This window comes from Brevundimonas sp. NIBR11, from assembly GCF_027912535.1.
GTDB lineage: Bacteria > Pseudomonadota > Alphaproteobacteria > Caulobacterales > Caulobacteraceae > Brevundimonas.
The window spans coordinates 447,315-472,360 of record NZ_CP115465.1; the positions used below are offsets into that span (position 1 = coordinate 447,315).

The following is a 25,046-nucleotide window of genomic DNA, read 5'->3' on the forward strand; positions in this document are numbered from 1 at the left end:
CGCATCAGGCCTTGCGCAGCTCCGACGGCTTGTGGGCGGCTCGGGCGCCGGTCTTGCCGCTCTCGACCAGATATTCGGGGTTATCCTTCGACGCCGCAACCTTATGCGTCTTGATCGTGGTCGGTTTTGTCAGTTTGCGGACCACCTTGCCTGTCGTGGTCCCTTGGGAGTGGTCCCACTTAACCTTGTCGCCAGCCTTGAAGGTCTTCTCGGTCATGTCGTCTGATCCTGTGTCTTTCCTTCCATGTCAGCGAGCACGGCCCGCATCAGTTCCTTGTCGATCAGCGGGGGCGCCTCGCAAAAGGCGAGGATCCAGCGTTGAATCAGTGTCTCAGTCTCTGCATCCATCCCGTTGCGCCCCTTTCGAAATGGCTGCCCTTCCGCCCCACAGAACCAGCGCGGTCCCTCGGGGTTCAGCTTGGCCAGAGGCGGCTTTTTTGGGGCAGGGTTAATGTGGGCGGCCCAGCCCTTTGCCTCCGGCGTCCCGCCTCGCTATACCGCCGCCACCTCCCGCATTCGCAACACACAGGACGCAAGCCGCATGGCCAAGATCAAGGTCGCCAATCCCATCGTCGATATCGACGGCGACGAAATGACCCGCATCATCTGGCAATGGATCAAGGACAAGCTGGTCTTCCCCTTCGTGGACGTCGAACTGGACTACTACGACCTGGGCATGGAGCACCGTGACGCCACCGACGACCAGGTGACGATCGACGCCGCCCACGCCATCCAGAAGCACGGCGTCGGCGTGAAATGCGCCACCATCACCCCCGATGAGGCGCGCGTCGCCGAGTTCGGCCTGAAAAAGATGTGGAAGTCGCCGAACGGCACGATCCGCAACATCCTGGGCGGGGTGGTCTTCCGCGAGCCGATCATCTGCCAGAACGTGCCGCGCCTGGTTCCGGGCTGGACCCAGCCGATCGTCGTCGGCCGTCACGCCTTCGGCGACCAGTACAAGGCCACCGACTTCCTGATGCCGGGCAAGGGCACGCTTTCGATCAAGTTCGTCGGCGACGACGGTCAGGTGATCGAGCATGAGGTGTTCAAGTCGCCGGGCGCCGGTGTCGCCATGGGCATGTACAATCTGGATGACTCGATCCGCGACTTCGCCCACGCCTCGTTCAGCTATGGCCTCAACCGCAACTATCCGGTCTATCTGTCGACCAAGAACACGATCCTGAAAGCCTATGACGGCCGCTTCAAGGACATCTTCCAGGAAGTGTTCGACGCTGAATACGCCGACAAGTTCAAGGCCGCCGGCCTGACCTATGAGCACCGCCTGATCGACGACATGGTCGCCGCGGCGATCAAGTGGTCGGGCGGCTTCGTCTGGGCGTGCAAGAACTACGACGGCGACGTGCAGTCCGATGTCGTCGCCCAGGGCTTCGGCTCGCTGGGCCTGATGACCTCGGTCCTGATGACGCCGGACGGCAAGATCATGGAAACGGAAGCCGCGCACGGCACCGTGACCCGCCACTATCGCCAGCACCAGAAGGGCGAGGCCACCTCGACCAACTCGATCGCCTCGATCTTCGCCTGGACAGCCGGCTTCAAGCACCGCGCCAAGCTGGACGGCAACGCCGAACTGCTCGAGTTCGCAGAGACGATGGAAAAGGTCGTCATCGAGACCGTCGAAGCCGGTTTCATGACCAAGGACTTGGCCCTGCTGGTCGGCGACCAGCAGTCGTGGCTGACGACCGAAGGCTTCCTCGACAAGGTCGCCGAGAACCTGAAGACGGCCCTGCCGAACGTCGGTTAGACCTGAGCACGGTTCTGATTATTTCGACCCCGCCGGAGCTTCTCCGGCGGGGTTTCGTTTGAGCCGCGGGCTTCGACGTGCATTGATGGGCTTCGCGTCGGAGGAGGGGAGACCACCGGTGAAGAATCTATTCGGCAATCTGGTGCTCGCCGCCGTCGTCCTGACGGCGATCAGCTTCTTCGCGGCGCCGGCCGTGGCCTTCTTCGGCATCCGCTCGGCGGCTCAGTCGGACGATGTCGCGGGGCTGCAGCGGCTAGTGGATTTCGACGCTGTGCGCGCGTCGCTAAGGCCGCAGTTGTCGGGGCGGCCCGAGGCGATGACGCCGCCGCCGTCGATCCTAAGCGACCCCATTGGCGCCTTCCGGCGTCAGTTCGAGGAGGTGGCGGCGCCGCAGGGGCCGAATCCCGACGCCTATCTCACGCCCGACGCCATCGACGGCCTGACACGGGCCGAGGGCCGCTACGCCTCGGTGCGGACGGCCCAGCCGGGGACGGACGAGGCTCCGGCGCCCTGGCCCAAGCCCTACTACTGGGGGATCAATCGCGCGCGGATGGCGATCACGGACGAAGGCGGGTCGGACACGGTCTTCACCTTCGAGCGGCGCGGTCCGTTTGAGTGGAAGCTGGTCCACATCGGCCTGCCCGACGGATCGACGCCGCAGGTTCCGGCCCGCACCGCGCCCGCCGCCCAACCGGAGACGAAACGATGAAGGGTCTGATCAAGGGCGTCGTGATCCTCGGCGTCGTCGCGTTCCTGATCGCCTATTTCGGCACGCCGATCCTGACGGTGAACAACCTGGTCGCGGCGGCCAAGGCCGGGGATGAGGCTGGGCTGGAGCGGATGGTCGACTTCCCTGCCTTCCGCGACAGCGTGAAGGACGAACTGACAGCGCGGCTGATGGCCGAGGCCAACGCCGATCCCGATGTCCGTTCGAGCGGCTTGGGCGGGCTGGGCATGATGCTGGCGCCCATGCTGGTCTCGGGCGCGGTGGATGCTCTGGTCACCGCTCCGACGATCGCGGCGATGGTGCGGACGGCCGATACGCCCGATCCCGAAGACGTCGCCACGGCCCGCACGCCGGAGCCGGAGAGCGAGGACAAGGACATCCGCCAGAGCTACGGCTATCGCGACCTGAACACCTTCGTTCTGGGCCTGACCGATCCGGACCGACCGGACGAGACGCTGAAACTGCTGCTGAAGCGGCAGGGGGTGTTCGGCTGGAAGCTGTCGGGGATAGACCTGCCGGAGAAGGCCGCCTAGCGGGCGGCCTGGGCGGCGATCCAGGCGTCCATGCGGCGGTCCAGCAGGTCGAGCGGCAACGGGCCGTCAACGAGCAGGGCGTCGTGGAAGTCGCGGACGTTGAACCGCTCTCCCAACGCCTGTTCGGCGCGGGTGCGGATGGCGCGCAGGCGGATTTCGCCGATCTTGTAGGCCAGGGCCTGACCCGGCCAGCCGATATAGCGCTGCAGCTCGGTCTCGATGTTGTGCGGCGACAGGGCGGAGTTGTCGGTGAAACAGGCGCGGGCCTGTTCGATGGTCCAGCCCATCCAGTGCATGCCGGTGTCGGCGACCAGACGACAGGCGCGCCACATCTCGTAGGACAGACGCCCGAACCGCTCTTCCGGCGTGCGGTAGAAGCCCATCTCCTCGCCGAGGAACTCCGAATACAGGCCCCAGCCCTCGGTGAAGGCGGTGACGCCGGCGTTGCGACGGAAGGCGGGACCGGCGGCGGCCTCCTGCTGCAGGGCGATCTGGATGTGGTGGCCGGGGACCGCTTCGTGCAGCGTCAGGGCGGGCAGTTCGTAGAGCGGCCGCTGATCCAGCTTGCCGGTGTTGACGATATAGCCGCCGGGCACACCCTCCTCGAGCGAGCCGCCGTTGTAACGGCCGGTGGTGTAGTTGTCCTCGATGTCCAGCGGCACGGGGCGGACGTTGTAGGTCAGGCGCGGCAGGGTGCGGAACAGGGCCGGAAGGCCGCCGTCGGCGCGTTTGGCCATCTCCGAGGCCTTCTCCAGCATGTCCTCGCGCGAGGTGGCGTAGAACTGCGGATCGGTGCGCAGGTGGTTCAGGAAGCCGGCGAAGTCGCCGGTCCAGCCGGAGGCGCGCATCTCCGTGTCCATGCGGGCGCGGATGCGGGCGACCTCGTCCAGGCCGATCTGGTGGATCTGGTCGGGGGTCAGGTCGGTGGTGGTGTAGCGGCGCGCCTCGAAGGCGTAAAACTCGCGACCGCCGGGGCGTGAGCCGATGCCCACCTCGTCCGGGGCGGCGGGCAGATATTCGTTCTGGGTGAACTCGACCCAGGCGCGACGACGCGGGACGATCTGTTCGGCGACGATGGCGGCGGCGCGGGCGCGAAGATCGGCCTGATCCGCTGCCGATATGGTCGCTGGCAGGCTGGCGAACGGACGCAGAAGCGGGTCGGTCTCGGGCGTGAAGGCCGCCTCGTTGCGGAAGATGGCGAGGGCGCTTTCGACCACGGATTTCGGTTGGACGAAGCCGGTCTCCAGCCCGCGCCGGGCGTCGGCGAGGCCTTCGTCATACCAGGTGTGGAGGAGGCCGAGACGGGCCAGCCAGGCGTCGGCGTCGGCGCGGCTGGTGATCCGGGTTCCGGCGGCAAGGAAGCCCGCGCTCTGGCCCGGTCCGCCCTCGGAGTTGAAGGCCAGGCGGCCGCCGTCCAGGCCGATGGACTCGATCGAGCGATCGACGATGATGGCCAGGAAATCGCGGTTCAGGGCGTCGTTCGACGACAGGGTCGAGGCGTCGATGGCGGCGAGGCGACGCTTGAACTCGTGCAGGGGGGCGAGGCGAGCGAGTTCGGCGGCGCGGGAGGGATCGGAGAGACGGGACTTGGCGGACTGGTCGCCCTCCCGGGCCGCCTGCTCAGGGCTGAGGCTGAGTTGCCAGGCGTCGTAGTCGGCGATGATGGAGGCCAGCGCCGGGTTCTCGGCGGTCGTGCTGGTTGAAGCGGGCGGCGTCTGGGCGGCGGCTGTCATGGCCGCGGAGGAGAGAAGAACGCCCGCGACTGCGGTAATGACGAAGCGATTCATGAATGACCCCCGAACTGAGGGCGGCATGGGGAGGGAAGAGGGGGGCGAGGTCAATGCCTCCCTTCTCCCCTTGCGGGAGACGGCGGCAGCCGAAGGGTGGCTATGCTCACGGGCGCCACCGGCGTGACCCCTCACCCGATCGCGCAAGCAAGACGGCGACGCCGCCGTGCGCGAGCTCCCTCTCCCGCAGGGGGAGAGGGGCTTGAACTAGCCCGCCAGAGCCGCGCGCACCGCCGCCAGACCGTCTTCGGCCTTGGACCCGTCCGGCGCGCCGCCTTGCGCGAAATCAGCCTTGCCGCCGGCGCCCTGGCCGCCCATGGCGAGGACGGCAGCGCGGGCGAGGTCGGCCGAGTTGACGCGGTCGGCGACGTCACTGGTCGCAGCGACTGTGACCGCCGCCTTGCCGTCGGAAAGACCGATCAGGGCGACGACGCCCGAGCCGACCTGTTTACGGAAGTCCTCGGCGACGCCGCGCAAGCCCTTGCCGTCGACGCCGTCGAGGATGCGGGCGATCAGCTTGACGCCGTTGATCTCTTCCGGCGCGGCGGACGCGCCTGAGCCGGCGCCTAGGGCCAGCTGTTTCTTCAGGTCGGCGACCTGTTTCTCCAGCGCCTTGCGCTCGGCCGAGAGGGCCTCGACGCGGGCGGGGACGTCCAGGGGCTGGACCTTGAAGGACTGGGCCAGCGTCTTCGCCACGCCGGCCTGGGCCAGCAGGTACTGGCGCGCGGCCTCGCCGGTGACGCCCTCGACGCGGCGGATGCCCGAGGCGATGCCGGTCTCGGCCGTGATCTTGAACAGGGCGATATCGCCGGTGCGGGCGACGTGGGTGCCGCCGCACAGTTCGACGGAGTAGGGGCCGTTGTTGTCGCCGGTCAGGGCGCGGCCGAGGGTGACCACGCGGACCTCGTCGCCGTATTTCTCGCCGAACAGGGCGACGGCGCCGCCGTCGATGGCGTCCTGGGGCGTCATCAGCTGGGTCGTGACCGGGACGTTCTGTCGGATGATCGCGTTCACCTCGGTCTCGATGGCGGCGAGCTGTTCCTCGGTGACGGGTGCATTGTGACTGAAGTCGAAACGCATGCGTTCGGCATCGACCAGCTGACCCTTCTGAGCCACGTGGGGACCCAGAACATTCTTCAGCGCCGCGTGCACCAGGTGGGCGGCGGAGTGGTTGGCGCGGGTGGTCAGGCGTTGTTCGGCGCCGGCGCGCAGTTGGGCGCGGGCGCCAATGGTCAGGGTTCCGGACTCGATCTCGATCTTGTGGGCGTAGAGGTCGCCGCCGGCGTGTTTCTGGACGTCGAGGATGACGCCGAAGCCTTGCTGGCCGGAGGCGTCGGTCCATTCGACCTCGCCGCGATCGCCGGTCTGGCCGCCGCCTTCGCCATAGAAGGGGGTCTGGTCGAAGAGGACCTCAGCCGTCTGGCCCGGTTCGAGAGCGTCGATGGATTCACCGCCGCGCACGATGGCCAGGACCTCGCCCGAGCCCTCGATGGCGTCATAGCCGGTGAAGACGGTCGGGCCGAGGCGGTCGCGCAGGGACAGCCATTCGCCGGCCGAGGCCGTCTGGCCAGAGCCCTTCCAGTTCGCCTTGCCGCGCTCGCGCTGCTGGGCCATCGCGGCCTCATAGGCGTCGTTGTCGACGGTCAAGCCGCGACGACGGGCCTCGTCCTGCGTCAGGTCGAGGGGGAAGCCGTAGGTGTCGGACAGGGTGAAGGCGGTCTGGCCCGAGATGACTCCGCCTGCCGACAGGCCCGCCGTCGCCTCGTCCAGCAGGGCCATGCCGCGGCCGAGCGTGGTGCGGAAGCGGATCTCCTCCTGCTTCATCGTGTCTTCGATCGAGGCCTGGGCGCGCACCAGCTCCGGGAAGGCCTCGCCCATCTGGTCGACCAAGGTCGGGACCAGACGGTGCATCAGGGGATCGGCGGCGCCGAGCAGGTGGGCGTGGCGCATGGCGCGACGCATGATGCGGCGAAGCACATAGCCGCGACCCTCGTTAGAGGGGGTCACGCCGTCGGCGATCAGGAAGGAAGACGAACGCAGGTGGTCGGCGATGACGCGGTGGCTGGCGGCTTGCGCGCCCTCCGCCTTGGTCGAGGTGGCGTCCTCGGAAGCGGCGATCAGGGTCTGGAACAGGTCGGTGTCGAAGACCGAGTTCTTGCCCTGGAGCACGCTCGTCATCCGCTCCAGGCCCATGCCGGTATCGACCGAGGGTTTGGGCAGTTTGCGAACGATCTCGTCGTTCTCTTTCTCGAACTGCATGAAGACGTTGTTCCAGATCTCCACGTAGCGGTCGCCGTCCTCGTCAGGCGAGCCGGGAGGGCCGCCGGGGACGTGGTCGCCGTAATCCCAGAAGATTTCGGTGCAGGGACCGCAGGGGCCGCTGTCGCCCATAGCCCAGAAGTTGTCCGAGCCGGCGATGCGGATGATCTTGTCGTCCGAGAAGCCGGTGACCCTCTTCCAGATCGCGGCGGCCTCATCGTCGTCGATGTAGACGGTGACCAGCAGGCGCTTCGGATCGAGGCCGTAGTCCTTGGTGACCAGGGTCCACGCGCGGTCGATCGCGTGTTCCTTGAAATAGTCGCCGAAGGAGAAATTCCCCAGCATCTCGAAGAAGGTGAGGTGGCGGGCCGTGTAGCCGACGTTGTCCAGGTCGTTGTGCTTGCCGCCGGCGCGAACGCATTTCTGCGAGGACGTCGCGCGCGGGTAGGGCGGCGTGGCCGCGCCGGTGAAATAGTCCTTGAACGGCACCATGCCCGCGTTGACGAACATCAGCGTCGGGTCGTTCTGCGGCACCAGCGGGGCCGAGTGGACCTTGGTGTGACCGTCGGCCGCGAAGTAATCGAGGAAGGTCGAGCGGATCTGTTTCAGGCTGGCCATGGTCGGTCGTCTTGATGCGTCGAAGGGCGGGGAACCGGCGTCATATAGGGTTTCGGCGCGCGCCGCATCACCCGTCCGTGATCGGCGGTGTCAGTCGGCGTCGTCGCCTGGCTCGTCGATGGCGTCGTCCTCGTCCGACAGAAGGGCGTCGAGGGCTTCGATGATGGCGTCGATCTGTTCGGCGCTGGCGGCGACGCGGAGCACGGACCCGTCCGATCCGCCGATCTCGAGCAGGTAACCGTCGTCGCCTTCGGCCAGGTTGAACTGGGTCAGGGTCGGGATGCTGTCGGCCATGCGGGTCTCCTTGCGCGGATCAACCGCCGGCGGGGGGAAAGGTTCGCGGTTTTGCGCGTCGGCGTGACGCGGGGCAAGACGGTGTCCAAGGCGTAAGATGGCGCATGTCCACGCTGGAAGTCTGGTTCGATGGCGACTGCCCGCTTTGCCGGAGCGAGATCGCCCTGTTGCGGCGACTGGATCGGCGGGGCGCCATCGTCTTCACGGATGTAGCGACGGGGCAGGGCGGCTGTCCGATCGATCGCGCCGACCTGCTGGCCCGGTTCCATGCGTGCGAGGATGGACGGATGGTTTCGGGCGCCGAGGCTTTCGCGGCGATGTGGCGTGCGATCCCGATGCTGGCGCCCTTCGGCCGGCTGGCGCGGAACCCGCGGGTTCTGGCCGGGCTGGAGCGGCTGTATGTCGCCTTCCTGCGGGTGCGGCCGTGGATCCAGCGGCGGGTGCGGAGGCGCTCGCGGTCCAGATGAAAAATGCCCGCCCGGACGAAGCCGGGCGGGCGGCTCTCCCCGGCCCGAGCCCCGCGGGGGTCGGCGGCGGGTCGCGGGACCAGCCGGGGAGAGTGTTCGGTGTCCGGACTGGAAACACAGTCCGCAGAGTCCGTAGAGTCCGGATCAGCCCTCGAGGTCCTGACCTTCGTCGGGCTCGGGCGTGCCCAGGAGCTCGTCGGCGATCTTGTTGGTCGAGGCGCGAACGGCCTTTTCGATCGCGTCGGCCATGTCGGGGTTGGCCTTGAGGAAGTTGCGGACGTTCTCGCGGCCCTGACCAATGCGGGTCGAGTCGTAGGAGAACCAGCTGCCCGACTTCTCGATCACCCCGGCCTTGACGCCCAGGTCGATGATCTCGCCCAGCTTGGAGATGCCCTCGCCGTACATGATGTCGAAGATGACCTCGCGGAACGGCGGGGCGACCTTGTTCTTGACGACCTTGACGCGGGTGGTGTTGCCGGTGACCTCGTCCCGATCCTTGATCGCGCCGGTGCGGCGGATGTCGAGGCGGACCGAAGCATAGAACTTCAGCGCATTGCCGCCCGTCGTCGTCTCGGGCGAGCCGTACATCACGCCGATCTTGTGACGGATCTGGTTGATGAACAGGACGATACAGTTGGTCTTCGAGATCGAGCCGGTCAGCTTGCGCAGGGCCTGGGACATCAGGCGAGCCTGAAGGCCCGGCAGGCTGTCGCCCATCTCGCCCTCGATCTCCGCGCGCGGCGTCAGGGCGGCGACCGAATCGACCACCACGATGTCCACGGCGCCCGAACGCACCAGGGTGTCGACGATCTCCAGCGCCTGTTCGCCATGATCCGGCTGGGACACCAGCAAATCATCCAGGTTCACGCCCAGCTTCTGAGCGTAGGTCGGGTCCAGCGCGTGCTCGGCATCGACGAAGGCGGCTACGCCCCCGGCCTTCTGGATTTCGGCCACGGTGTGCAGGGCCAGTGTCGTCTTGCCCGAGGATTCAGGACCGAACACCTCGATCACCCGACCGCGCGGCAGGCCGCCGATCCCCAGCGCCATGTCCAGGCCCAGCGAGCCGGTGGACACCGAGGGGATCACGTCGGCGACCCCGCCCTTGCCCAGTTTCATGACCGAGCCCTTGCCGAAGGCGCGATCGATCTGTGCGATCGCCGCCTCCAGAGCGCGCTGCTTGTCGCCGTCTTCCTTGCCGACCAATTTCAATGCCGCCTGCGATGCCACCTTACCACTCTCCCTTGCCATGATTCCCAATGATGCTTCGGGGGAGAGGCCCGCCTTCGGTCCGATGACCGTGACCCGCTCCCTGTGAGCCAGACTATGTGCACGGTTTGTTCCGGTTGCCAATATGTTCTTTTTGGAACGCCTCGGAGACGCGGCCCGGCTACGTCCGATTTTGACGTGAGCGGTGAGCGATCAGGCCATCGAGGTTTGTAGCAACGCCTTAACGCCCGTCAGAACCGACCGACCAGCCTTGCCTCCAAGGCGGCCCGCCGTGCGCGCAAATCCAGGCCTCTGATCTGATCGGCGAGGACCGCGCTGGGCGGCTCTGGGGTGACGACAACCTCGAAGGGAGCGCTTGACGAGCCATCGTCAAAGCAAGTCGCCTATTCCTTCAGGTGAGCGTCCAGCAGGGTGTACCAGGTGCTGGTCAGGCGCTGGAATTCGGCGGGGCACTGTTCGGCGCGGGCCTCGGTCAGCCATTCCTCTTCGAGGAGGTTGGCGTACTTGTCGGTGTCGGAGCCGTACACCAGGCAGGTCAGGGTATAGTAGCGCTGCTGGCTGAGGGAGTGTTCGTCCTCGAAATCGCTCTCCTCGACCTCGGCGGCTTCCGACGGGTCGGTGTAGAAGCTGAGGGCGCCGGAGATGGCGGATTCCTCGCCGTCGTCGCCGTCGATCAACCACCATGCGGCCAGGCTGTCGGCGGCGTCCTCCTCGCGGCCCGTGAAGGGGATTTCGAGCACGTCGATCAGGGCGTGGCCGACCTCGTGGAAGACAGTGAAGAGGAATGAGCCGTTGACGGCGTCCTCGATCTCTTCCTCGGTGTCGTAGAAGTTGGCGAAATTCTCGCGCTCGCCCTCGAACATCTCGATACAGACCTGAATCTCGTGGTCTTCGGGGACGTAGTAGGCATTGTTCTCGCCGCACTGGGCGAAGCGCATGCCGATGTCGCGCGGCAGGTTCAGGCTCTCGTTCAGTACGTCAGCGATGTCTTCGAGCCAGCGTTCCTCGCTGAGCTGGGCGGCGAGCTCGGTGTATTCGTCGTCCTCCAGCGCGGCCGGCAGGACCTTGAAGTCGCCGCGGTCCCCGCCGGAGGAACGGGCGGCCGAGTTGGTGTGCGCCGTGGTCGTCGTGTCCTCGCAGGCGGCCAGGGACAGGGTCCCGAGCGCAACGAGCAAGGAGCGGCGCAGCAGCGCCCCGAACGATTTGGACATGACGGTCCCCCTGAACGCCCGCTGTCTAGCGGAGGCCTGGGTCGTCGCCAACGCGCGGGCAGGGCGCCGTCAGGCCGCGTCAGTGTGCCGTTGGGTCGCGCACGGCGATCAGGGACTTGGTCAGACCGGCGACGACCTCGTCGTGATGCGCCGCGTCCGGATAGAGGAAGCGGAACTGGGCCTTGTCCAGCAGGCGGGCGTGCTGGACGTCGCGCATGGCCGCGCCCATGTCGAGCGCCTTCTGCGAGAAGCCGTGGCGGCGTTTGAGCAGAGACCGGGCGCGACTCTGTTCCGAGCGCCAATGGAAGAAGGGGGCCGAAAAGTGGGGCTCAACCGGGAACCAGAAATAGGGGGTCTGGACGTAGTAGCGCGGGGCCAGACGGCGGCATTCGGCGGCGAAGGCCTCCATGCGCGTCCAGTCGCCGACATGCTCGATGACCGAGTTGGAGTGGACCAGGTCGAAGCTATGGTCGGCGTACTGCGGCAGCGCGCAGGCGTCCCCGTCGACGATGGTGAACAGGGCCGGGTCGGCGACCTCGTCGATGCCGCCCGGATTGACGAGGGTGATGCGGACCTTGGAGGCGCGCAGAAATTGGGAATCGAACAAGGTCCAGTAGTTCGCCTCGCCGCCCAGATCGATGATGTTCACCGATCCCTTCTCGGCGTGGATCCGGGTGATGAGATCGACGATCCGCTTGGCGCGGGCGCGGCGAAAGCGCGACACCAGCGAGTTGGGATCGGTGTTGTCCTGGAGGGCGTGGATCAGGTTCATGCGACCTTGATACAGGCCGGGTTTTGCCGTCCGGCTAAGGGGCAGGGTTAGCGGGCGGGTAACCTAACTGGGTCCGGTCGCCGTGTGCGGCGACTCGGGCTCGGCGAAGCGGGCCGTGAGCGACAGGCCGCAGGCGAGGATCAGGCAGGCGGCCGCCGCGGCGGCGAGCGCGCCCTTGGCCTTGGGCGCAAGGGGGGTGAGGAACAGCAGGACCAGCACCGTCATCAGGGCCAGGACGCCGGGCAGGTCCATGCCGACACCGAGGAAGACCTGATGCGACAGGTTCAGGATCCAGGCGCCCCCTACGACCGTGGCCACGACGGCCGGGATCAGAGCGCGCGCGCTCTCCAGCCGGGCGCCGACGAGGGCGCAGGCCGCCGCCGCAACGGCCGCCAGAAGGCCCGGCCAAATCAGGATCAGGGCGGCTTCGGGCGCCGCGCCCTGGGCCGCGCAGCCGAGGACGAAGATCAGGGCGATGAGGCCCAGCCAGCCGCCCCAGACGGTCTTCGGCGCGCTCTGGGACCAGACCGACAGGGCGAAGGCGACGCCACCGGCGCCCAGGACCACAGGTTCAAACCCGCCCAGGATCAGGCTGACGGCGACGGCCGCGACGACGACGCCGGACAGGAGTTTCGGCCCCAGGGCTTTGCGTCCGGCCAGGAGAGCGAGGGCGACGGCGGACATGGCGAAACCGGTTCCGGCCTCCATCCACGGCAGGCGGCGCAGAAGCGTGTAGTAGGCGTCGGCGGACTCGGCTCGCGCCGTCAGGGGCCCTGCGAGGACGCGGACGCCGTGGGCGACGACGATGCCCATGGCGAGGACCCACAGGCCCGACAGCATGCCGCGTCCGACGTCGGCGGCGGTCAAGCGGGTTGCGTGGCGCGCACCCCAGGCCGCGAAGGCTCCCAGCGCGGCGGTGATGGCCAGAAGGGTCCAGCCGAGGTCCGGCGAATGGACGATGGTGAACAGGCCCAGATAGTCGCCGTAGACGACGTTTCGGCCCGCGACCGGCAGGGCGTCGGCGCGCAGCAGGGCGTCGGTCGCCTCCAGCGCCTGCGAGCCGATGTGCTGGACCGAACCCTGGTCGAGGTTGTCAGGCGTGGAGCTCGGGGCGTGGTACTGGGACGGACGGCCGATGAAGGCGAAATTGACTCCGCCGATGCCCCGGTTCTTGGGGATGGTGAAGTCGGTGCCGTTGGGCATGTTCTCGTAGACGAAGATCGACAGGGAACTTGAGGAGGCTCCGCCGTCGGCTTTGCGCGCGGCGCGGCTGAACAGGTTGATGGTCTCGGCATTGCCGCGTCCGGTCTCGAACATGAAGGCGCGGCCGCCACCGCCTCGCGCCTCCAGATTAACCACGGCGCCCACGCGGTCGCGCAAGGGATGTTCGGAGAAGAAGATGCGGGCGCCGTCGAGGTTCAGTTCCTCGGCGTCGGTCAGGAGGACGACGAGGCTGCGGTTGGTCGGGCCGCGCGCCTTGATCGCGCGCACGGCTTCCAGAACGGACGCCACGCCCGCGCCGTCATCGGCCGCGCCGGGCGAGCTCCAGGCGCTGTCGTAGTGGGCCATCATCAGGACGGCGGCGGCGTTCGGGTCGCGGCCGGGCAGGACGCCGACGATGTTGACCGCCTGATTGCCCGTCGCCGCCGGATCGCCGCCCCAGCGGGTCAGGCGGGTGATCGCCTCGGGCGACATCGCCCCGGCCTGAAGCGTGGGGTTGAGGCCCAGCTGGGCCATGCGACCGAAGAGATATTGCTGCACGCGGGCATGGTCGGCCGATCCGACGGCGTGGGGACGGGCGCCGATGGCGCGGACGTCCGACATGGCGCGGGCGGCGGAGAAGTCAACGGCTGGGCTTCCGGTCCCCTTGGGCGCGGGGACCTGAAGCGCCCAGACGCCGATCAGGAGGGCGACGGCCAGCGATCCGAGAAACAGAGCCCAACGCATCGACATCCCCTCCGACGTTCGCCCGACCATAGGGTCGCAAGCGGGGCCGTGTCGACCGGGATCAGGCGGCGCGGCTGAGGGCCGAGGGAGCTTTCACGAACAGGCCCTTGCGACCGCCGACGGGGCGGAAGGCCACGGTGTCGCCGTCGATCCGCTCGTCGGCGCCCAGGATCAGGACGCCGTCGTCGACCAGACGCTTTTCCAGGCCGTCGATGACCTGGCCGCGCTTGGCCGGGTCCATCTCAGAGAGGACGTTGCGGCACAGGATGACGTCGAACTGGACGGCGTCGGCCGGGGCGTCCAGCAGGTTGTGGCGAGCGAAGCGGACGGCGGACTTCAGCTCGGGTTTGGCGACCCAGGCGTCCTCAGCCGGATCGAACCAGTTCAGCATGGCCTGAGCCGAGAGGCCGCGCTGGATCTCGAAAGCTGTGTAGGAGCCGGCGCGCCCGCGATCGACTGCGCGCTGGGACAGGTCGGTGGCGACGATGTCGACATTGGCCCGTGTCTCCAGGGCGCGCATGGCCAGGGAATAGGGTTCCTGACCGTGGGAGCAGCCGGCGGACCAGATGCGCACCAGACCGTCGGGTCGGGCGCGGCCGATGGCGGGCAGGAGCTCGTTGGCGAAGGTGTCGAAGATGGCGCGGTCGCGGCGGAACCAGGTCTCGGGATTCAGCAGGGCTTCGATGACCGACCAGCCCAGGCTCGCGACCGGCTTGGCCCAGAGGCTGGCCAGCATGTCGTCGACACTGTCGAAGCCCTCGCGCCGGGCCACGGGCGCCAGCCGGTGCTCGGCCAGATGAATGCGATCGCGCCCCAGGCGGAAGCCGGCGCGCGAGACCATCAGGGCCTGCAGACGTTCGAAATCGTCCTGGATCATGATCGAGCTACGGAGCGGGTCATGGCTGGCTTCAGACCGCTCCGACTTCGCTGAATTTGGAATGCAGGATTTCGGAGTCGAACGGCTTCATGACGTAGTCGTCGGCGCCGGCGGACAGGGCCTCGGCGATCCGGTCGGGCGCCGTCTCGATGGTGCAGAACAGCACCTTGGGCTTGTCGCCGCCGGGGGTTGCCCGCAGGCGGCGCAGGAAGGTCAGGCCGTCCATGACCGGCATGTTCCAGTCCAGCAGGACCACGTCGGGCATCAGGCCCGTGCAGTAGGACAGGGCTTCCACGCCGTCGGCGGCCTCGTCGACCTCGAAGCCCAGACCTTCCACGATACGGCGTGCGACCTTCCGGATGATCCGGCTGTCGTCGACGATGAGGCAGGTGCGGACGTCCAACGCGAAGTTCTCCCAGCGGCCGGAATCACCCGCCGCTTCAACCGCCAATATCGCTTCCGGGCGGTTAACGAGGCGTTGGGATTCGGGATTAAGACGGCATGCGCACGGTCATCGACACCCGGCCCTCGACAGCCTCGACGGCCAGGGATCCGCCGTGCTGATCGGCCGTCAGCCACAGCCAGTAGGGCTGGATCCACTGGCCCGCGAGGCCTTCGCTCAGGCGCCGGCCGGAAAGGCCGGTCGCGGCCTCGGCCTTCAGCCGGGCGCGGGCGCCCTCGGCGATTCCGTCGATGACGATCTGTGCGCCCTCATGCCGCACGGCGACCGTGGCGGCCCCGCCCATCGGCAGGGCGCCGACGATCAGATAGGCGAGATTGACCAGAGCGCGGGCCTGGGGCTTGCCGAAGTCTCCCGCGTCGAGCTTCCAGCCGAGCGTCGCGCGGCCTCCGGCCACGACGTTGTCGACGAGCTCGGTCAGTTCGGCGCCGGTGAATCGTTCGGCCGTGGTGGCGGCTCCGAAGGCGACGCGGCAGAACTGGACCAGGGCGACCATCTTCTTGGCGCTGTCGGCGATCAGGCTCATGGCGTCGTCGCGCATGTCCTGGGCCGTGGGATCGTTCAGCAGGTCCAGGCCCGAAATGATCGCACCCGAGGGACTGATGAAGTCGTGGCACAGCTTGGCGGCGATCAGACTGGCCAGTTCCTGGCCGTCCACGGGCAGTTCTGACGGGGCGGAGACGGCGGCGTCGGTCATGCGGGGCTCGGGCTCTGCGCGGTTCGAAAGTCGGCGGCACCCTCGCGTGATTTGCCGGATCGCGAAACCGCGCCGGATAGTCTATCCCCCGGCATTCTTGCTTCGGCGTGATCTCGTCCGAAAACCGCCCACACTTTTCGGGATCACGCCCCAATGACCGACCGACTTTCCGCCGACCTCGCCTCGGGCGTGCTCCACGACCATCTCGCCGACATCGCCGAAGAGGCGGCGCGCGTGATCCTGCCTTACTGGCGCGCGGGAGGAGAGGTGTTCGCCAAAGCCGACGACAGCCCGGTCACCCTGGCCGACCGCGAGGCCGAGGCCCTGATCCTGTCGCGCCTCGCCGCCCTCTATCCCGAGGTTCAGGCCGTGGCCGAGGAACAATCGGAGGTCGAGGGCAAGCCCGAGAGCGCGGCAGACCGCTTCTGGTTGATCGACCCCCTCGATGGCACCAAGGGCTTCGTCCAGGGCAAGGAGAGCTTCACCGTCAACATCGCCCTGATCGAGGGCGACCGTCCGACCGTGGGCGTGGTCTCGGCGCCGGCGACCTCGGTGACCTGGCGGACGGGGCCGGAAGGCGGGGCCCAGATGCGGCGCTATGGCGACGCCTGGCGGACGATCCAGGTTCGGAACCGGCCGAACGAAGGCTTCGCCCTGTTGAGCCACAGCGTCACCGACGAGGAAGCCGCGCGTCTGGCGGCCCGCCACGGCTGCACGAAATGGCAGGGCACGGACTCGTCGCTGAAATTCTGCCTGATCGCCGAGGGGCGGTTCGACGCCTATCCGCGCACCGGCCCGACCATGGAGTGGGATACGGCGGCAGGGCAGGCCGTGCTGGAGGCTGCTGGCGGACGGGTGTTGAATGCCGAAGGACAGCCTCTGACCTACGGCAAGCCCGACTTCCTCAACGGCGCCTTCGTGGCGATGGGCGGCTAGGCCCGGACGGGCAGGCCCATCATGAGGGCCTTGGCGCGATCCGCCAGCATAGGAACGCCGTGATCGCGGGCGGCCTCGGCGGCTTCGGCGAGGACAAAGGCGGCCTGACCGGCGTCGGAGCCCATCAGGTCGGCGCGGGCGATCATCAGGCGGGCCATGGCGATCTGGTCGACGGCCCAGTCCAGGGCGGACGGCGCGCCTTCGCGCTCGGCCAGACGGCGACGGACGCGGGTTTCGATCCGGGTCAGGTCGGTCAGGTCGCCCTGGGCGGCGGCCGTCTCGATCTCACGCGCGACCAGCAGGTCCAAGGCCAGGGCCCCGAGGATCGTGCCCTGGCCGGTGGTGAGGGCGACCGACTGGCGGATCGGCTCGATGGGCGCGGTCGCGTCGATGGAGCGGGCGATCTGGATGGCGACCCAGTCCAGCGGGCTGTGATCCATGAAGAACTGGTCGGCGGCGGCGTCGAACATGGCGTGGCCGGTCTGCATGGCCGCTTCGTCGCCCGCCATGGCCGCCAGCGCCGCGAGGCCGGCGCCGCAGAGGGCCAGCGCCCGGGCGCGGGTCATGGGGCGGGTGTCCGGCGACGACGCTTCCACGAGGGCGGTCAAGTCGCGTCCGGCCTGGTCCAGCAGGCGGGCGTCGCGCTGGATGATGCCGCCTTCCAGCGCCAGGGCGGCCGAGTCCAGACGAAGGTCATCGGCCTCCAGCGGATTGTGTTTCGTCAAGGCGTGCAGGGCCGCGTCCATCAGGGCGGCGGCGTCCTGGCGGTCCGACAGCTTCTCCGAGATTCTCGCCTGACGCGCCCGGATGCGCGCGTGGACGCCGGCGCAGGAGGCCAGCGTCGGCAGGCGTTTGGCGTTGACCTCACGGGCCAGTTCGGCGGCCTGTGTGACGGCGTCGCGGTCGCCGTAGAGGTCGAACTTCACGATCAGGGCCTGGGCGCCGGCCAGGAGGGCGCGGGCGCGGTCGTCGTCGGACTTCGCGGCCTTCAGGGCGTCCTCGGCGGTCGTCAGGGCGCGGGCGATGCTTTCGGGATGGCCGCTGCGACGCGCATGCTCGCGCCACAGGATGGAGGCTCGGCGCCAGGTCTGGGACGGCTGGGAGCAGGAGACCCGGCCGCCGTCGGTCGTCAGCGTCCTGGCCTCGCGCGCCAGGAGGTCGACGCCGATCAGCTCCAGCCAGCCGAGGTCGTCGCTCTCGCGCGCCTGAACGAACAGTCGCCTCAGATCCTTGCCGAACTCGAACATCGCCACGTCAAATCTCCGCGCGTCCCGCATCGGGACCGTCTCAAGCCTTCGGTCCCTTGTCTAGCAAACCCGACGCCGCCGGCTGGTTCCGCCGTTGCAGCCGAGGGGTCGGGCGCCTAACTGGTCTCGACCGCAACACCAGGTGTTCCACATGACGAAGCTTTTCGACCCCATCGATCTCGGAGCGATCCATCTGAAGAACCGGATCGCCATGGCTCCTTTGACGCGAAGCAGGGCCATCGAAGGGGAAGTTCCCAATCCGCTGGCGGTCGAATACTACGCCCAGCGCGCCTCGACCGGCCTGATCATCTCCGAGGCCACGCAGATCAGTCGCTCGGGTCAGGGCTATCCGAACACCCCCGGCATCTTCACCGCTGAACAGGTCGCCGGCTGGAAGCCGATCACCGACGCGGTCCACGCCAAGGGCGGCAAGATGGTCGCCCAGCTGTGGCACGTGGGCCGGGTGTCGCTGTCCGACTATCAGCCGGACGGACTGCCGGGCTTCGCGCCGTCCGCCATCGCCATCGCGAGCGGTCAGGGCATGCGCCCGGACTTCTCGATGACCGACTTCGAGACCCCGCGGGCCCTTACGGTCGAGCAGATCGAGGCGATCGTCGGCGACTATGTCCACGCGGCGAAGAACGCGATCGAGGCGGGGTTTGACGGCGTCGAGATCCATGCCGCCAACGGCTATCTGATCGACCAATTCCTGAAGGACGGCGCGAACAAGCGCGAGGACCAGTACGGCGGCTCGGTCGAGAACCGCGCGCGTTTCATGCTGGAAGTGACGACCGCCGTGGTGGACGCGATCGGGGCGGACCGCACCGGCATTCGCCTGTCGCCGTCGAACGGAGCGAACGGGACGCTCGACAGCGATCCGGCCTCCATCTTCCTGTATGCCGCCGCCGCCCTTAAGCCGTTCGGCTTGGCCTATCTGCACCTGATCGAGGGCGAAGAAGGTACGCCCATGTCGATCAAGAACGGCGCCCCGCAGCTGGCCAAACAGATGCGCGAGGCCTTCGGCGGGCCGGTGATGCTGAACGGCGGCCTGACGCGCGAACTGGCCGAAAAGGCGCTCGCCGAGGGCCGCGCCGATCTGGTCAGCTCCGGCGTGCCGGTCCTCTCAAATCCGGACCTGGTCGAGCGCTGGAAAAAGAACGCGCCGCTCAACGCACCCGACAAGGCGACCTTCTACGGCGGCGGCGCCAAGGGCTACACCGACTACCCGTTCCTGGAAACGGCCGAAGCCTGACTTGACGCGACAGCCGGTTCGGCGTGTTCAGACGCCGGACCGGACCGTCCGCGTTCAGGAGCCGAAACGGGCGTTCTCGGGGACGTCTTCGAGCCGGCAGAAGTTCCACAGGTCGTCTTCGGCCGTATCGACGTCGTCGCCAAGGCGGGCCTGACGCTTGATGACGTCCGTGCCGAGCACCTCATAGGTGACATTGTAGGCGCCCGCGTCACCGCCGCGCTCGGTGCGGCAGCGCTGTTCTTCCTTCCAGCTGTTCGGCCCGGTCTGGAGAAACTGGCCCGGTTCGCACCCGCCGAAGTCGATGGTGAAGCTGGTCGGGGTCAGCCAGGCCAGATCGCCCTCGCCCGGCCAGACCTGATCGCATTCCTTCTCGCCACGGACGTAGTAGCCGAGCGTCATCGGGATGGGCGGGGGCTCTGTCTCGCCGGCGGCCAGGGTCACTCCGGCGGGTTCAGCGTCTTCGGCGTCCGCGTCGTCGGCCGTGGAGGCGAGTAGATCCTCCAGGGCGCGGTCGCCGCTCGATGCCTGCGATCGCGTGGGCGCGGAAGGGCGCGCGCGCGTCGCCTGCGGTCGTTCTGCGGCGGTCAGGGGCGGCTGGGCGTTCGGCCGTGTCGACAGAGTGGACTCCGCCGGCGCGCCATTCAGCGCCCGGGTTGCGGCGGAACCGCTGGTCTGGGCCAGCGTGGCCCCCGCCGCCAGCAGGAGGCTGCCCGTCAGGGCCGTTCCGAGAATCTTCGCACGCAGGGTCATGTCGTCTTTCCAGCAGGCCGGGACGACAAAACGATGGCGGAGGCGTGAGGTTCAGCCCCGTTCCTTCGTCTTGGTGAAGGCGACCTTCGGGAAGCGCTCCATGACGTAGCCGGTCTCCCAGCTGGACTTGGCCAGGAAGACCGGGGCCTGGTCGATGTCGCGGGCCATCTGGCCGCGGTATTTGGACATGAAGTCCTCGACGTCGGCCTTCTCACCGTCGATCCAGCGCGCCTCGGCATAGGGGCTGTGTTCGAAGATGACTTCGAGGCCGTATTCTTCGCCCAGACGGTCGGCCATGACCTCGAACTGAAGCTGGCCCACGGCGCCGACGATGAAGTCCGCCCCGATTTCCGGGCGGAACAGCTGGGTGACGCCTTCCTCGGCCAGGCCGTCCAGCGCCTTCTTCAGGTGCTTGGCCTTGAGCGGATCCTTGACCCGTACGCGCTGGAGGATTTCGGGAGCGAAGTTCGGCAGGCCGGCGAAGCGGATCATCCCGCTTTCCGAGAGGCTGTCGCCGACGCGCAGGACGCCGTGGTTCGGGATGCCGATAACGTCGCCGGCGAAGGCGTCGTCCGCCAGTTCGCGGTCCGAGGCGAAGAACATGATGGGGGCGTTCACCGACAGCTGCTTGCCGGTGTTCTGGACCTTCAGCTTCATGCCGCGCTTGAAGCTGCCGGACGCCATACGGAACATGGCGATGCGGTCGCGGTGGTTGGGGTCCATGTTGGCCTGGACCTTGAAGACGAAGCCGGTGACCTCGTTGGACCCCGGCTGGACCGTCAGTTCGACGGGAGCGGGGGCGTTGCGGGTCTCGGGCGGAGCCTCCTTGCGCGCCGGCATGACCTTGGGCGGAGGGGCCCATTCGCCGATGGCGGCCAGCAGTTCGTCGATGCCGAAGTGGCGGAGCGCCGAACCCCACAGAACCGGCGTCATGTGGCCTTCGAGGAAGGACTGGCGGTCGAAGGTCGGATAGCCCGCCTCGACCAGTTCCTGAGCGTCGATCATCGCCTGATGCTCGCCCTCTTCGAAATATTCGGCGGCCTCCGACAGCGGGAGGGCGGCGGGATGGGCGACCTCGTCCTTCGAACCGGCCGGCTTCTTGGCGTAGGGCTGGAAGCGGCCGGTCCCCATCTCGACCATGCCGCGCAGACGGTTGCCGCTTTCGGCCGGCCACCAGATGGGGGCGGGGTCGAGCTGAAGCCGTGACGCGATCTCGTCCAGCAGGGCCATCGGGTCCTGGGCTTCGCGGTCCAGCTTGTTGATGAAGGTGATGATCGGGATGTCGCGCAGGCGGCAGACCTCGAACAGCTTCAGCGTCTGCGGCTCGATACCCTTGGCGGCGTCCAGCACCATGATGGCGCAGTCGGCGGCAGTGAGGGTGCGATAGGTGTCTTCCGAGAAGTCCTCGTGGCCCGGCGTATCGAGCAGGTTGAACATCTTGCCGTCGTGCTCGAACGTCATGACCGAGGCGGAGACGGAAATGCCGCGCTCCTTCTCAATCTTCATCCAGTCGGACTGGGTGCGCCGGTTCTCGCCGCGCGCCCGCACCGCGCCGGCCGCCCGGATGGCCCCGCCGGACAGCAGGATATGCTCCGTCAGCGTCGTCTTGCCGGCGTCGGGGTGGGCGATGATGGCGAAGGTCCGGCGGCGACCGGCCTCCTGTTCGAGGGTGAGTTTCGACATGCGGCGGGGGAGGTAGCGCGCGGGGCCGCCAAAGTCACGCGAGGCGGGCGCCAAGCCGTTCTCGAAGGACTGTCGAGAAAGGCCGCAAAATCCCCTCGCCAAACAGGGTCTTTAGAGTCATGCTCCCGTTGTGAGACGTTCCGGACGTGAGCCGGGGCGCCGCAGGGAAGAAGGAAACGGCCATGGCTCTGCTGGATTCGGCCCACCACATTTCAAGCGTTCGCGCGCCGTCGAAACGGTTCACGGAACGCGAGTTTCATCCCGCCGTCTGCCTGCTGACCGGCTTCGGCGTGATCTTCGGCGCCGCCGGCCTGGTGCACTTGGTCTTCAACGTCCTGATGTAACGGGCGCCGCGACGGCGAGGATCACCCGCCGCCGCCTGCGTCTTCTCCGGGCGCTTCTTCGGGCGGAGCCTCGCCGGCGGCCTCGACCGACAAGCCGGCGTCGGCGCGCGCCTGGGCTAGGAGCACCCGCGCCTGGGTCCGCGTCGCATTGGCGTGAGGGCTGTTCGCCACCGGGCTCAGCATCCGCACTGCTTCCAGATCGCGATCTCGCGCCATCAGCGCGCGGGCGTAGCGCATTCGCACATCGAAGGACTGGGGCGCCAGTTCGTTGGCGACCTGAAGCGTCGTCAGGTCGTTGGGCGAGGGATAGCCCTCGGCGTTCACGCGCGACCGGTCCAGGGCGACATAGGTCTGGAAATCCAGAGGGTCGAGATCGAGCGAACGCGCCAGATAGCCGCGCGCCTGACGGACCTGGGCGGGAGCCGCCTCGCCGTTCGACATGGACTGGTCCAGCAGGATCTCGCCCGCCAGCCTCAGCGCCCGGGCGTCGGTCGATCCATCCGAGAGCAGGGGCGCCAGGGTGGCGACGGCGGCGTCGTCGTCGCCCGACAGCCGCTGCGCGCGCGCCCTGACCTTGAGGCTGGCGGGATCGGTCGGATTGACGGCGGCGCCGGCCAGGGCGTCGCGGATCAGATCGGCGCGTTCTTCGGCGTATTCGGCGCGCGCTTCAGCGGTCCGAGCCTCGTAGGCGGCGTCGGTTTCGCCGTCGAGCCGGGTCGGGGTGATCTCGCGCTCGGTCGGATCCATGCGGTCCAGCCGCAGGTCGAGCCAGGCCAGACGGCCTTCGTCCGGCGTCATCGCCGTGACGGCGACCGCCGGGTTCGGCACATCGATCTGGGGCGTCAGATAGATCATCGTCCCCAAGACATAGCTGCGGATCTCGGCCTGAAGCTGCTCGGCCGTCATGCCCACCGTGCCGGGCAGGGCATCGACCGGATCGGCGCCCTCGGAGACCGCATTCAGATAGACGCCCAGCTTGCGACGCCGCTCGGGGTCGCTGAGGAAATAGTGGGCCATGGCCCAGGACAGGGCGTAGTAGTCCGCACCCCGGTAGCGCCCCCGGGAGTCGATGCGCCAGCGCAGCACGTCAGAAAGCGGCGGCCAGGTGTAGTAGGAGCCGTTCAGCGACCGCATGCGGCCTTCATTAATGCGACCGATCTGGAACCGGCCGTTCCGGATCTGGACGGTGGCGTAGTATTCGGCGAACCCCTCCACGAACCAGGCGGGATAGGCGTTCGACGCCATCTGGAACATGAAGTGGTGACCGTACTCGTGGAAGATCACGTCGTCCGCCATCGCGCTTTCGGTGTTGGCGACCGCATGAATGCGGCCCCCCGTCGGCGAATAGAAACCGCCGATGGTCGGGCTGATGCCCGGCGAGGCGCGGCGCATGTCGTCCTGACCGCCGGCCAGGAAGATCTCCAGCTTGGGGATCTCGTGGTCGATGCGGATCGGATAGTAGACGCGCAGCAGGGCGTCGAACCGCTCCACCTTCTGGGCGTAGCTGGTGATCGCCCCGCGCGAGGTGTCGCCGTAGATGATGAAGTGATCGGTCTCGGCCCGCAGCCATTCGGCATGAGCCGACCCCGCGCCGAGCATAAGCGCCGCGACGGCGCAGACCGTCCGCATCAGTGAAGACCGTTTCATATCGACCCCGCAAACAACCACCCGCCGAGAGGATGGGCGAAAGGAAGAGGCGGTGTAAAGCGCTGCCGTCGAAGTGCACGGAGACGCGACGATCTCTCGCGATCGGACGACCGGTGGTTGACTTGCCGCCTGTATGGCGTCTCGTGGTTTTCTGGCTTCGAAGGGAAACGGATGCTGCTCGCCGCCATGATCGCCCTCGCCCTGTCGGGGCAGGACGCGCCGCCCCCGCCCGCGCAGAACGAAGGTTCGGTCCAGCTGCCGACGGTTGAGGTGCAGGGCGCTCTTGCGGGTATGAACCTTGAGACCCGGATCGACGACTTCGTCGGGTCTGTCGCCGCGCCCATCTCCGAATACGGCTACGGCCCGGCGCGCTGGCATCGGGATGTCTGCGTCGGCGCGATCAACTTCCAGCCGGCGGCCGCCCGGGCCATCGTCGATCGGGTGTCGTCAGTGGCCGTCGATCTGGGCCTGAGGTCCGAGGACCCCGGCTGCGATCCGCAGGTGCTGATCGTAGCCACCAACGACGGGCCGGGCACGGCGACGGGGCTGGTCGAGCGCAGACGGCGGTTCTTCGTCCTGGGCGGCGAGGGCATGGACCTGGGTCGGGCGGCGCTGGCACGGTTCCAGTCGAACGACCACCCGGTGCGGTGGTGGCATGTCAGCCTGCCAGTGGACGCCGACACAGGCGGCCGCATCGTCCGTCTGCCCGGCGACAGCGATGGGGCGATCAATCCGATCGATCCGTTTTCGGCTGTCATCATAGTCGACAAGTTCATCGCCTCGCGCATCTACAGCGAGCGCAGGGACAATCTGATCCGGGCGGTGATCATCGTGGATACGACGCGTCTAGGTGAGGCGACCTTCGCCCAACTGGCGGACTACGTCGCCATGATCGCCATGGCCCAGATCGACCCCGAGGTGGACGTTCGCGGCCACGACAGCGTGTTGAATCTGTTCCGGAACCCGGCCGGCGTGCAGGGGCTGACCGACTGGGACATGGCCTATCTCAAGGGTCTGTACAAAGCCCGGCTCGACACGGTCTCGACAGTCAGCCGGATGGGCGCGGTCGAAGCCGAGATGGAGGCCATCGAGCGCCGCCGGCAGGCGGAATAGGCTTGGAGGCTCAGGCGGCCAGGCGGCCCCAGACGGCGCGGTCGGCGGCGACAGCGTCCAGCTTGCCCTTGCGGCCGCGCATCGAGAGCTGGTCCAGTACGGCGGCGGGCAGGGCGCAGAACTGGGGTTCGACCAGGGCCGGGTCGCAGTCGGTCTCGGGCGCGGCGAACAAGGCGGCGTTCACTTCAGGGCTGCGGTCGTGGATCAACCAGGCCAGACGGCGCGCGCGCTCGGGATCGTTCCGGTGCAGCATCGGGTCCTCGGCGAACAGCTCGCAGCCCAGCTCCATCAGATAGTCGAAGCCGAGCTTCTCGAACCGGCGCGCATCCGCCGACGTGACCGGAGAGGCCTCGTTCAGGTCGAAGACGACGTCGTTCATGAGAAACAGCATACGGGGCACTCGCCTGACGCCGACGCTTCTCGCCGACGTCGTGAC

Annotated in this window: 24 protein-coding genes; 8 read left to right on the forward strand and 16 right to left on the reverse strand. The window is 67.8% G+C overall.

Annotation, left to right across the window (positions count from 1 at the left end; genetic code table 11):
- Positions 1 to 4: 4 nt before the first annotated feature.
- Positions 5 to 217, reverse strand: coding sequence for a DUF2945 domain-containing protein (locus O5O43_RS02080; RefSeq protein WP_271085275.1), 213 nt, complete (start codon positions 215 to 217; stop codon positions 5 to 7).
- Between the two features lie 324 nt (positions 218 to 541).
- Between O5O43_RS02080 and O5O43_RS02085 the strand changes: the two genes are divergently transcribed.
- From O5O43_RS02085 to O5O43_RS02095, 3 genes are all read left to right on the forward strand, one after another.
- The gene (locus O5O43_RS02085; RefSeq protein ID WP_271085276.1) at positions 542 to 1,762 is read left to right on the forward strand and encodes an NADP-dependent isocitrate dehydrogenase; all 1,221 of its coding nucleotides are present in this window, start codon (positions 542 to 544) and stop codon (positions 1,760 to 1,762) included.
- A 118-nt stretch (positions 1,763 to 1,880) separates the two neighbouring features.
- Positions 1,881 to 2,471 (forward strand): DUF2939 domain-containing protein, encoded by a 591-nt coding sequence (locus O5O43_RS02090; RefSeq protein WP_271085277.1) that lies wholly within the window; start codon positions 1,881 to 1,883, stop codon positions 2,469 to 2,471.
- Positions 2,468 to 3,022, forward strand: a complete 555-nt coding sequence (locus tag O5O43_RS02095; RefSeq protein ID WP_271085278.1) for a DUF2939 domain-containing protein — start codon at positions 2,468 to 2,470, stop codon at positions 3,020 to 3,022. Before O5O43_RS02090 ends, O5O43_RS02095 begins: the two co-directional genes overlap by 4 nt.
- Here the strand turns inward: O5O43_RS02095 and O5O43_RS02100 are convergent.
- The 3 genes from O5O43_RS02100 to O5O43_RS02110 form a co-directional block, all read right to left on the reverse strand.
- Complete coding sequence (locus O5O43_RS02100) at positions 3,019 to 4,809, reverse strand: DUF885 family protein (protein WP_271085279.1); 1,791 nt, start codon at positions 4,807 to 4,809, stop codon at positions 3,019 to 3,021. The genes O5O43_RS02095 and O5O43_RS02100 overlap by 4 nt on opposite strands.
- A 207-nt stretch (positions 4,810 to 5,016) precedes the next feature.
- A complete protein-coding gene (alaS, locus tag O5O43_RS02105; RefSeq protein WP_271085280.1) occupies positions 5,017 to 7,686 on the reverse strand; it encodes an alanine--tRNA ligase in 2,670 nt (889 codons plus the stop codon).
- Positions 7,687 to 7,776: 90 nt separating this feature from the next.
- Positions 7,777 to 7,980 carry a hypothetical protein gene (locus O5O43_RS02110; RefSeq protein WP_271085281.1) on the reverse strand — a complete coding sequence of 68 codons (204 nt, stop codon included), beginning with the start codon at positions 7,978 to 7,980 and terminating at the stop codon, positions 7,777 to 7,779.
- Between the two features lie 104 nt (positions 7,981 to 8,084).
- On the opposite strand from O5O43_RS02110, the gene O5O43_RS02115 reads away from it, so the two are divergent.
- Positions 8,085 to 8,447 (forward strand): DUF393 domain-containing protein, encoded by a 363-nt coding sequence (locus tag O5O43_RS02115; protein WP_271085282.1) that lies wholly within the window; start codon positions 8,085 to 8,087, stop codon positions 8,445 to 8,447.
- Positions 8,448 to 8,591: 144 nt separating this feature from the next.
- On the opposite strand, the gene recA is transcribed toward O5O43_RS02115, so the two are convergent.
- The 7 genes from recA to O5O43_RS02150 all read right to left on the reverse strand — a co-directional run bounded on the left by recA (position 8,592) and on the right by O5O43_RS02150 (position 15,638).
- Complete coding sequence (gene recA, locus O5O43_RS02120) at positions 8,592 to 9,674, reverse strand: recombinase RecA (RefSeq protein WP_271085283.1); 1,083 nt, start codon at positions 9,672 to 9,674, stop codon at positions 8,592 to 8,594.
- 383 nt (positions 9,675 to 10,057) lie between these two features.
- Positions 10,058 to 10,885, reverse strand: coding sequence for a DUF4344 domain-containing metallopeptidase (locus tag O5O43_RS02125; RefSeq protein ID WP_271085284.1), 828 nt, complete (start codon positions 10,883 to 10,885; stop codon positions 10,058 to 10,060).
- Between the two features lie 79 nt (positions 10,886 to 10,964).
- Complete coding sequence (locus O5O43_RS02130) at positions 10,965 to 11,657, reverse strand: methyltransferase domain-containing protein (protein WP_271085285.1); 693 nt, start codon at positions 11,655 to 11,657, stop codon at positions 10,965 to 10,967.
- Positions 11,658 to 11,720: 63 nt separating this feature from the next.
- On the reverse strand, positions 11,721 to 13,604 hold the full coding sequence (locus O5O43_RS02135; protein ID WP_271085286.1) for a M20/M25/M40 family metallo-hydrolase: 1,884 nt from the start codon (positions 13,602 to 13,604) through the stop codon (positions 11,721 to 11,723).
- 61 nt (positions 13,605 to 13,665) lie between these two features.
- A complete protein-coding gene (locus tag O5O43_RS02140; RefSeq protein ID WP_271085287.1) occupies positions 13,666 to 14,481 on the reverse strand; it encodes a protein-glutamate O-methyltransferase CheR in 816 nt (271 codons plus the stop codon).
- 31 nt (positions 14,482 to 14,512) lie between these two features.
- Positions 14,513 to 14,884, reverse strand: a complete 372-nt coding sequence (locus tag O5O43_RS02145; RefSeq protein ID WP_271086362.1) for a response regulator — start codon at positions 14,882 to 14,884, stop codon at positions 14,513 to 14,515.
- An 88-nt stretch (positions 14,885 to 14,972) separates the two neighbouring features.
- Entirely contained in the window at positions 14,973 to 15,638 is a 666-nt protein-coding gene (locus tag O5O43_RS02150) for a histidine phosphotransferase family protein (protein WP_271085288.1), read from the reverse strand.
- 153 nt (positions 15,639 to 15,791) lie between these two features.
- Here O5O43_RS02150 and cysQ point away from each other — a divergent pair, with 153 nt between their 5' ends.
- Complete coding sequence (gene cysQ / locus O5O43_RS02155) at positions 15,792 to 16,574, forward strand: 3'(2'),5'-bisphosphate nucleotidase CysQ (protein WP_271085289.1); 783 nt, start codon at positions 15,792 to 15,794, stop codon at positions 16,572 to 16,574.
- Here the strand turns inward: cysQ and O5O43_RS02160 are convergent.
- Entirely contained in the window at positions 16,571 to 17,821 is a 1,251-nt protein-coding gene (locus tag O5O43_RS02160) for a hypothetical protein (protein WP_271086363.1), read from the reverse strand. The genes cysQ and O5O43_RS02160 overlap by 4 nt on opposite strands.
- Before the next feature lie 151 nt (positions 17,822 to 17,972).
- Between O5O43_RS02160 and O5O43_RS02165 the strand changes: the two genes are divergently transcribed.
- Positions 17,973 to 19,073, forward strand: a complete 1,101-nt coding sequence (locus tag O5O43_RS02165) for an alkene reductase (protein WP_271085290.1) — start codon at positions 17,973 to 17,975, stop codon at positions 19,071 to 19,073.
- 54 nt (positions 19,074 to 19,127) lie between these two features.
- Here O5O43_RS02165 and O5O43_RS02170 read toward each other — a convergent pair whose 3' ends face one another.
- Positions 19,128 to 19,823: a hypothetical protein gene (locus tag O5O43_RS02170; protein WP_271085291.1), complete on the reverse strand. Its 696-nt coding sequence runs from the start codon at positions 19,821 to 19,823 to the stop codon at positions 19,128 to 19,130.
- 51 nt (positions 19,824 to 19,874) lie between these two features.
- On the reverse strand, positions 19,875 to 21,506 hold the full coding sequence (locus O5O43_RS02175; protein ID WP_271085292.1) for a peptide chain release factor 3: 1,632 nt from the start codon (positions 21,504 to 21,506) through the stop codon (positions 19,875 to 19,877).
- 182 nt (positions 21,507 to 21,688) lie between these two features.
- Here O5O43_RS02175 and O5O43_RS02180 point away from each other — a divergent pair, with 182 nt between their 5' ends.
- A complete protein-coding gene (locus O5O43_RS02180) occupies positions 21,689 to 21,850 on the forward strand; it encodes a hypothetical protein (protein ID WP_271085293.1) in 162 nt (53 codons plus the stop codon).
- Between the two features lie 21 nt (positions 21,851 to 21,871).
- Here the strand turns inward: O5O43_RS02180 and O5O43_RS02185 are convergent, their stop codons facing one another.
- The gene (locus O5O43_RS02185) at positions 21,872 to 23,497 is read right to left on the reverse strand and encodes a DUF1570 domain-containing protein (RefSeq protein ID WP_271085294.1); all 1,626 of its coding nucleotides are present in this window, start codon (positions 23,495 to 23,497) and stop codon (positions 21,872 to 21,874) included.
- A gap of 171 nt (positions 23,498 to 23,668) precedes the next feature.
- Here O5O43_RS02185 and O5O43_RS02190 point away from each other — a divergent pair, with 171 nt between their 5' ends.
- A complete protein-coding gene (locus O5O43_RS02190) occupies positions 23,669 to 24,610 on the forward strand; it encodes a hypothetical protein (protein WP_271085295.1) in 942 nt (313 codons plus the stop codon).
- 10 nt (positions 24,611 to 24,620) lie between these two features.
- On the opposite strand, the gene O5O43_RS02195 is transcribed toward O5O43_RS02190, so the two are convergent.
- Positions 24,621 to 25,001, reverse strand: coding sequence for a hypothetical protein (locus O5O43_RS02195; protein WP_271085296.1), 381 nt, complete (start codon positions 24,999 to 25,001; stop codon positions 24,621 to 24,623).
- Positions 25,002 to 25,046: the final 45 nt, after the last annotated feature.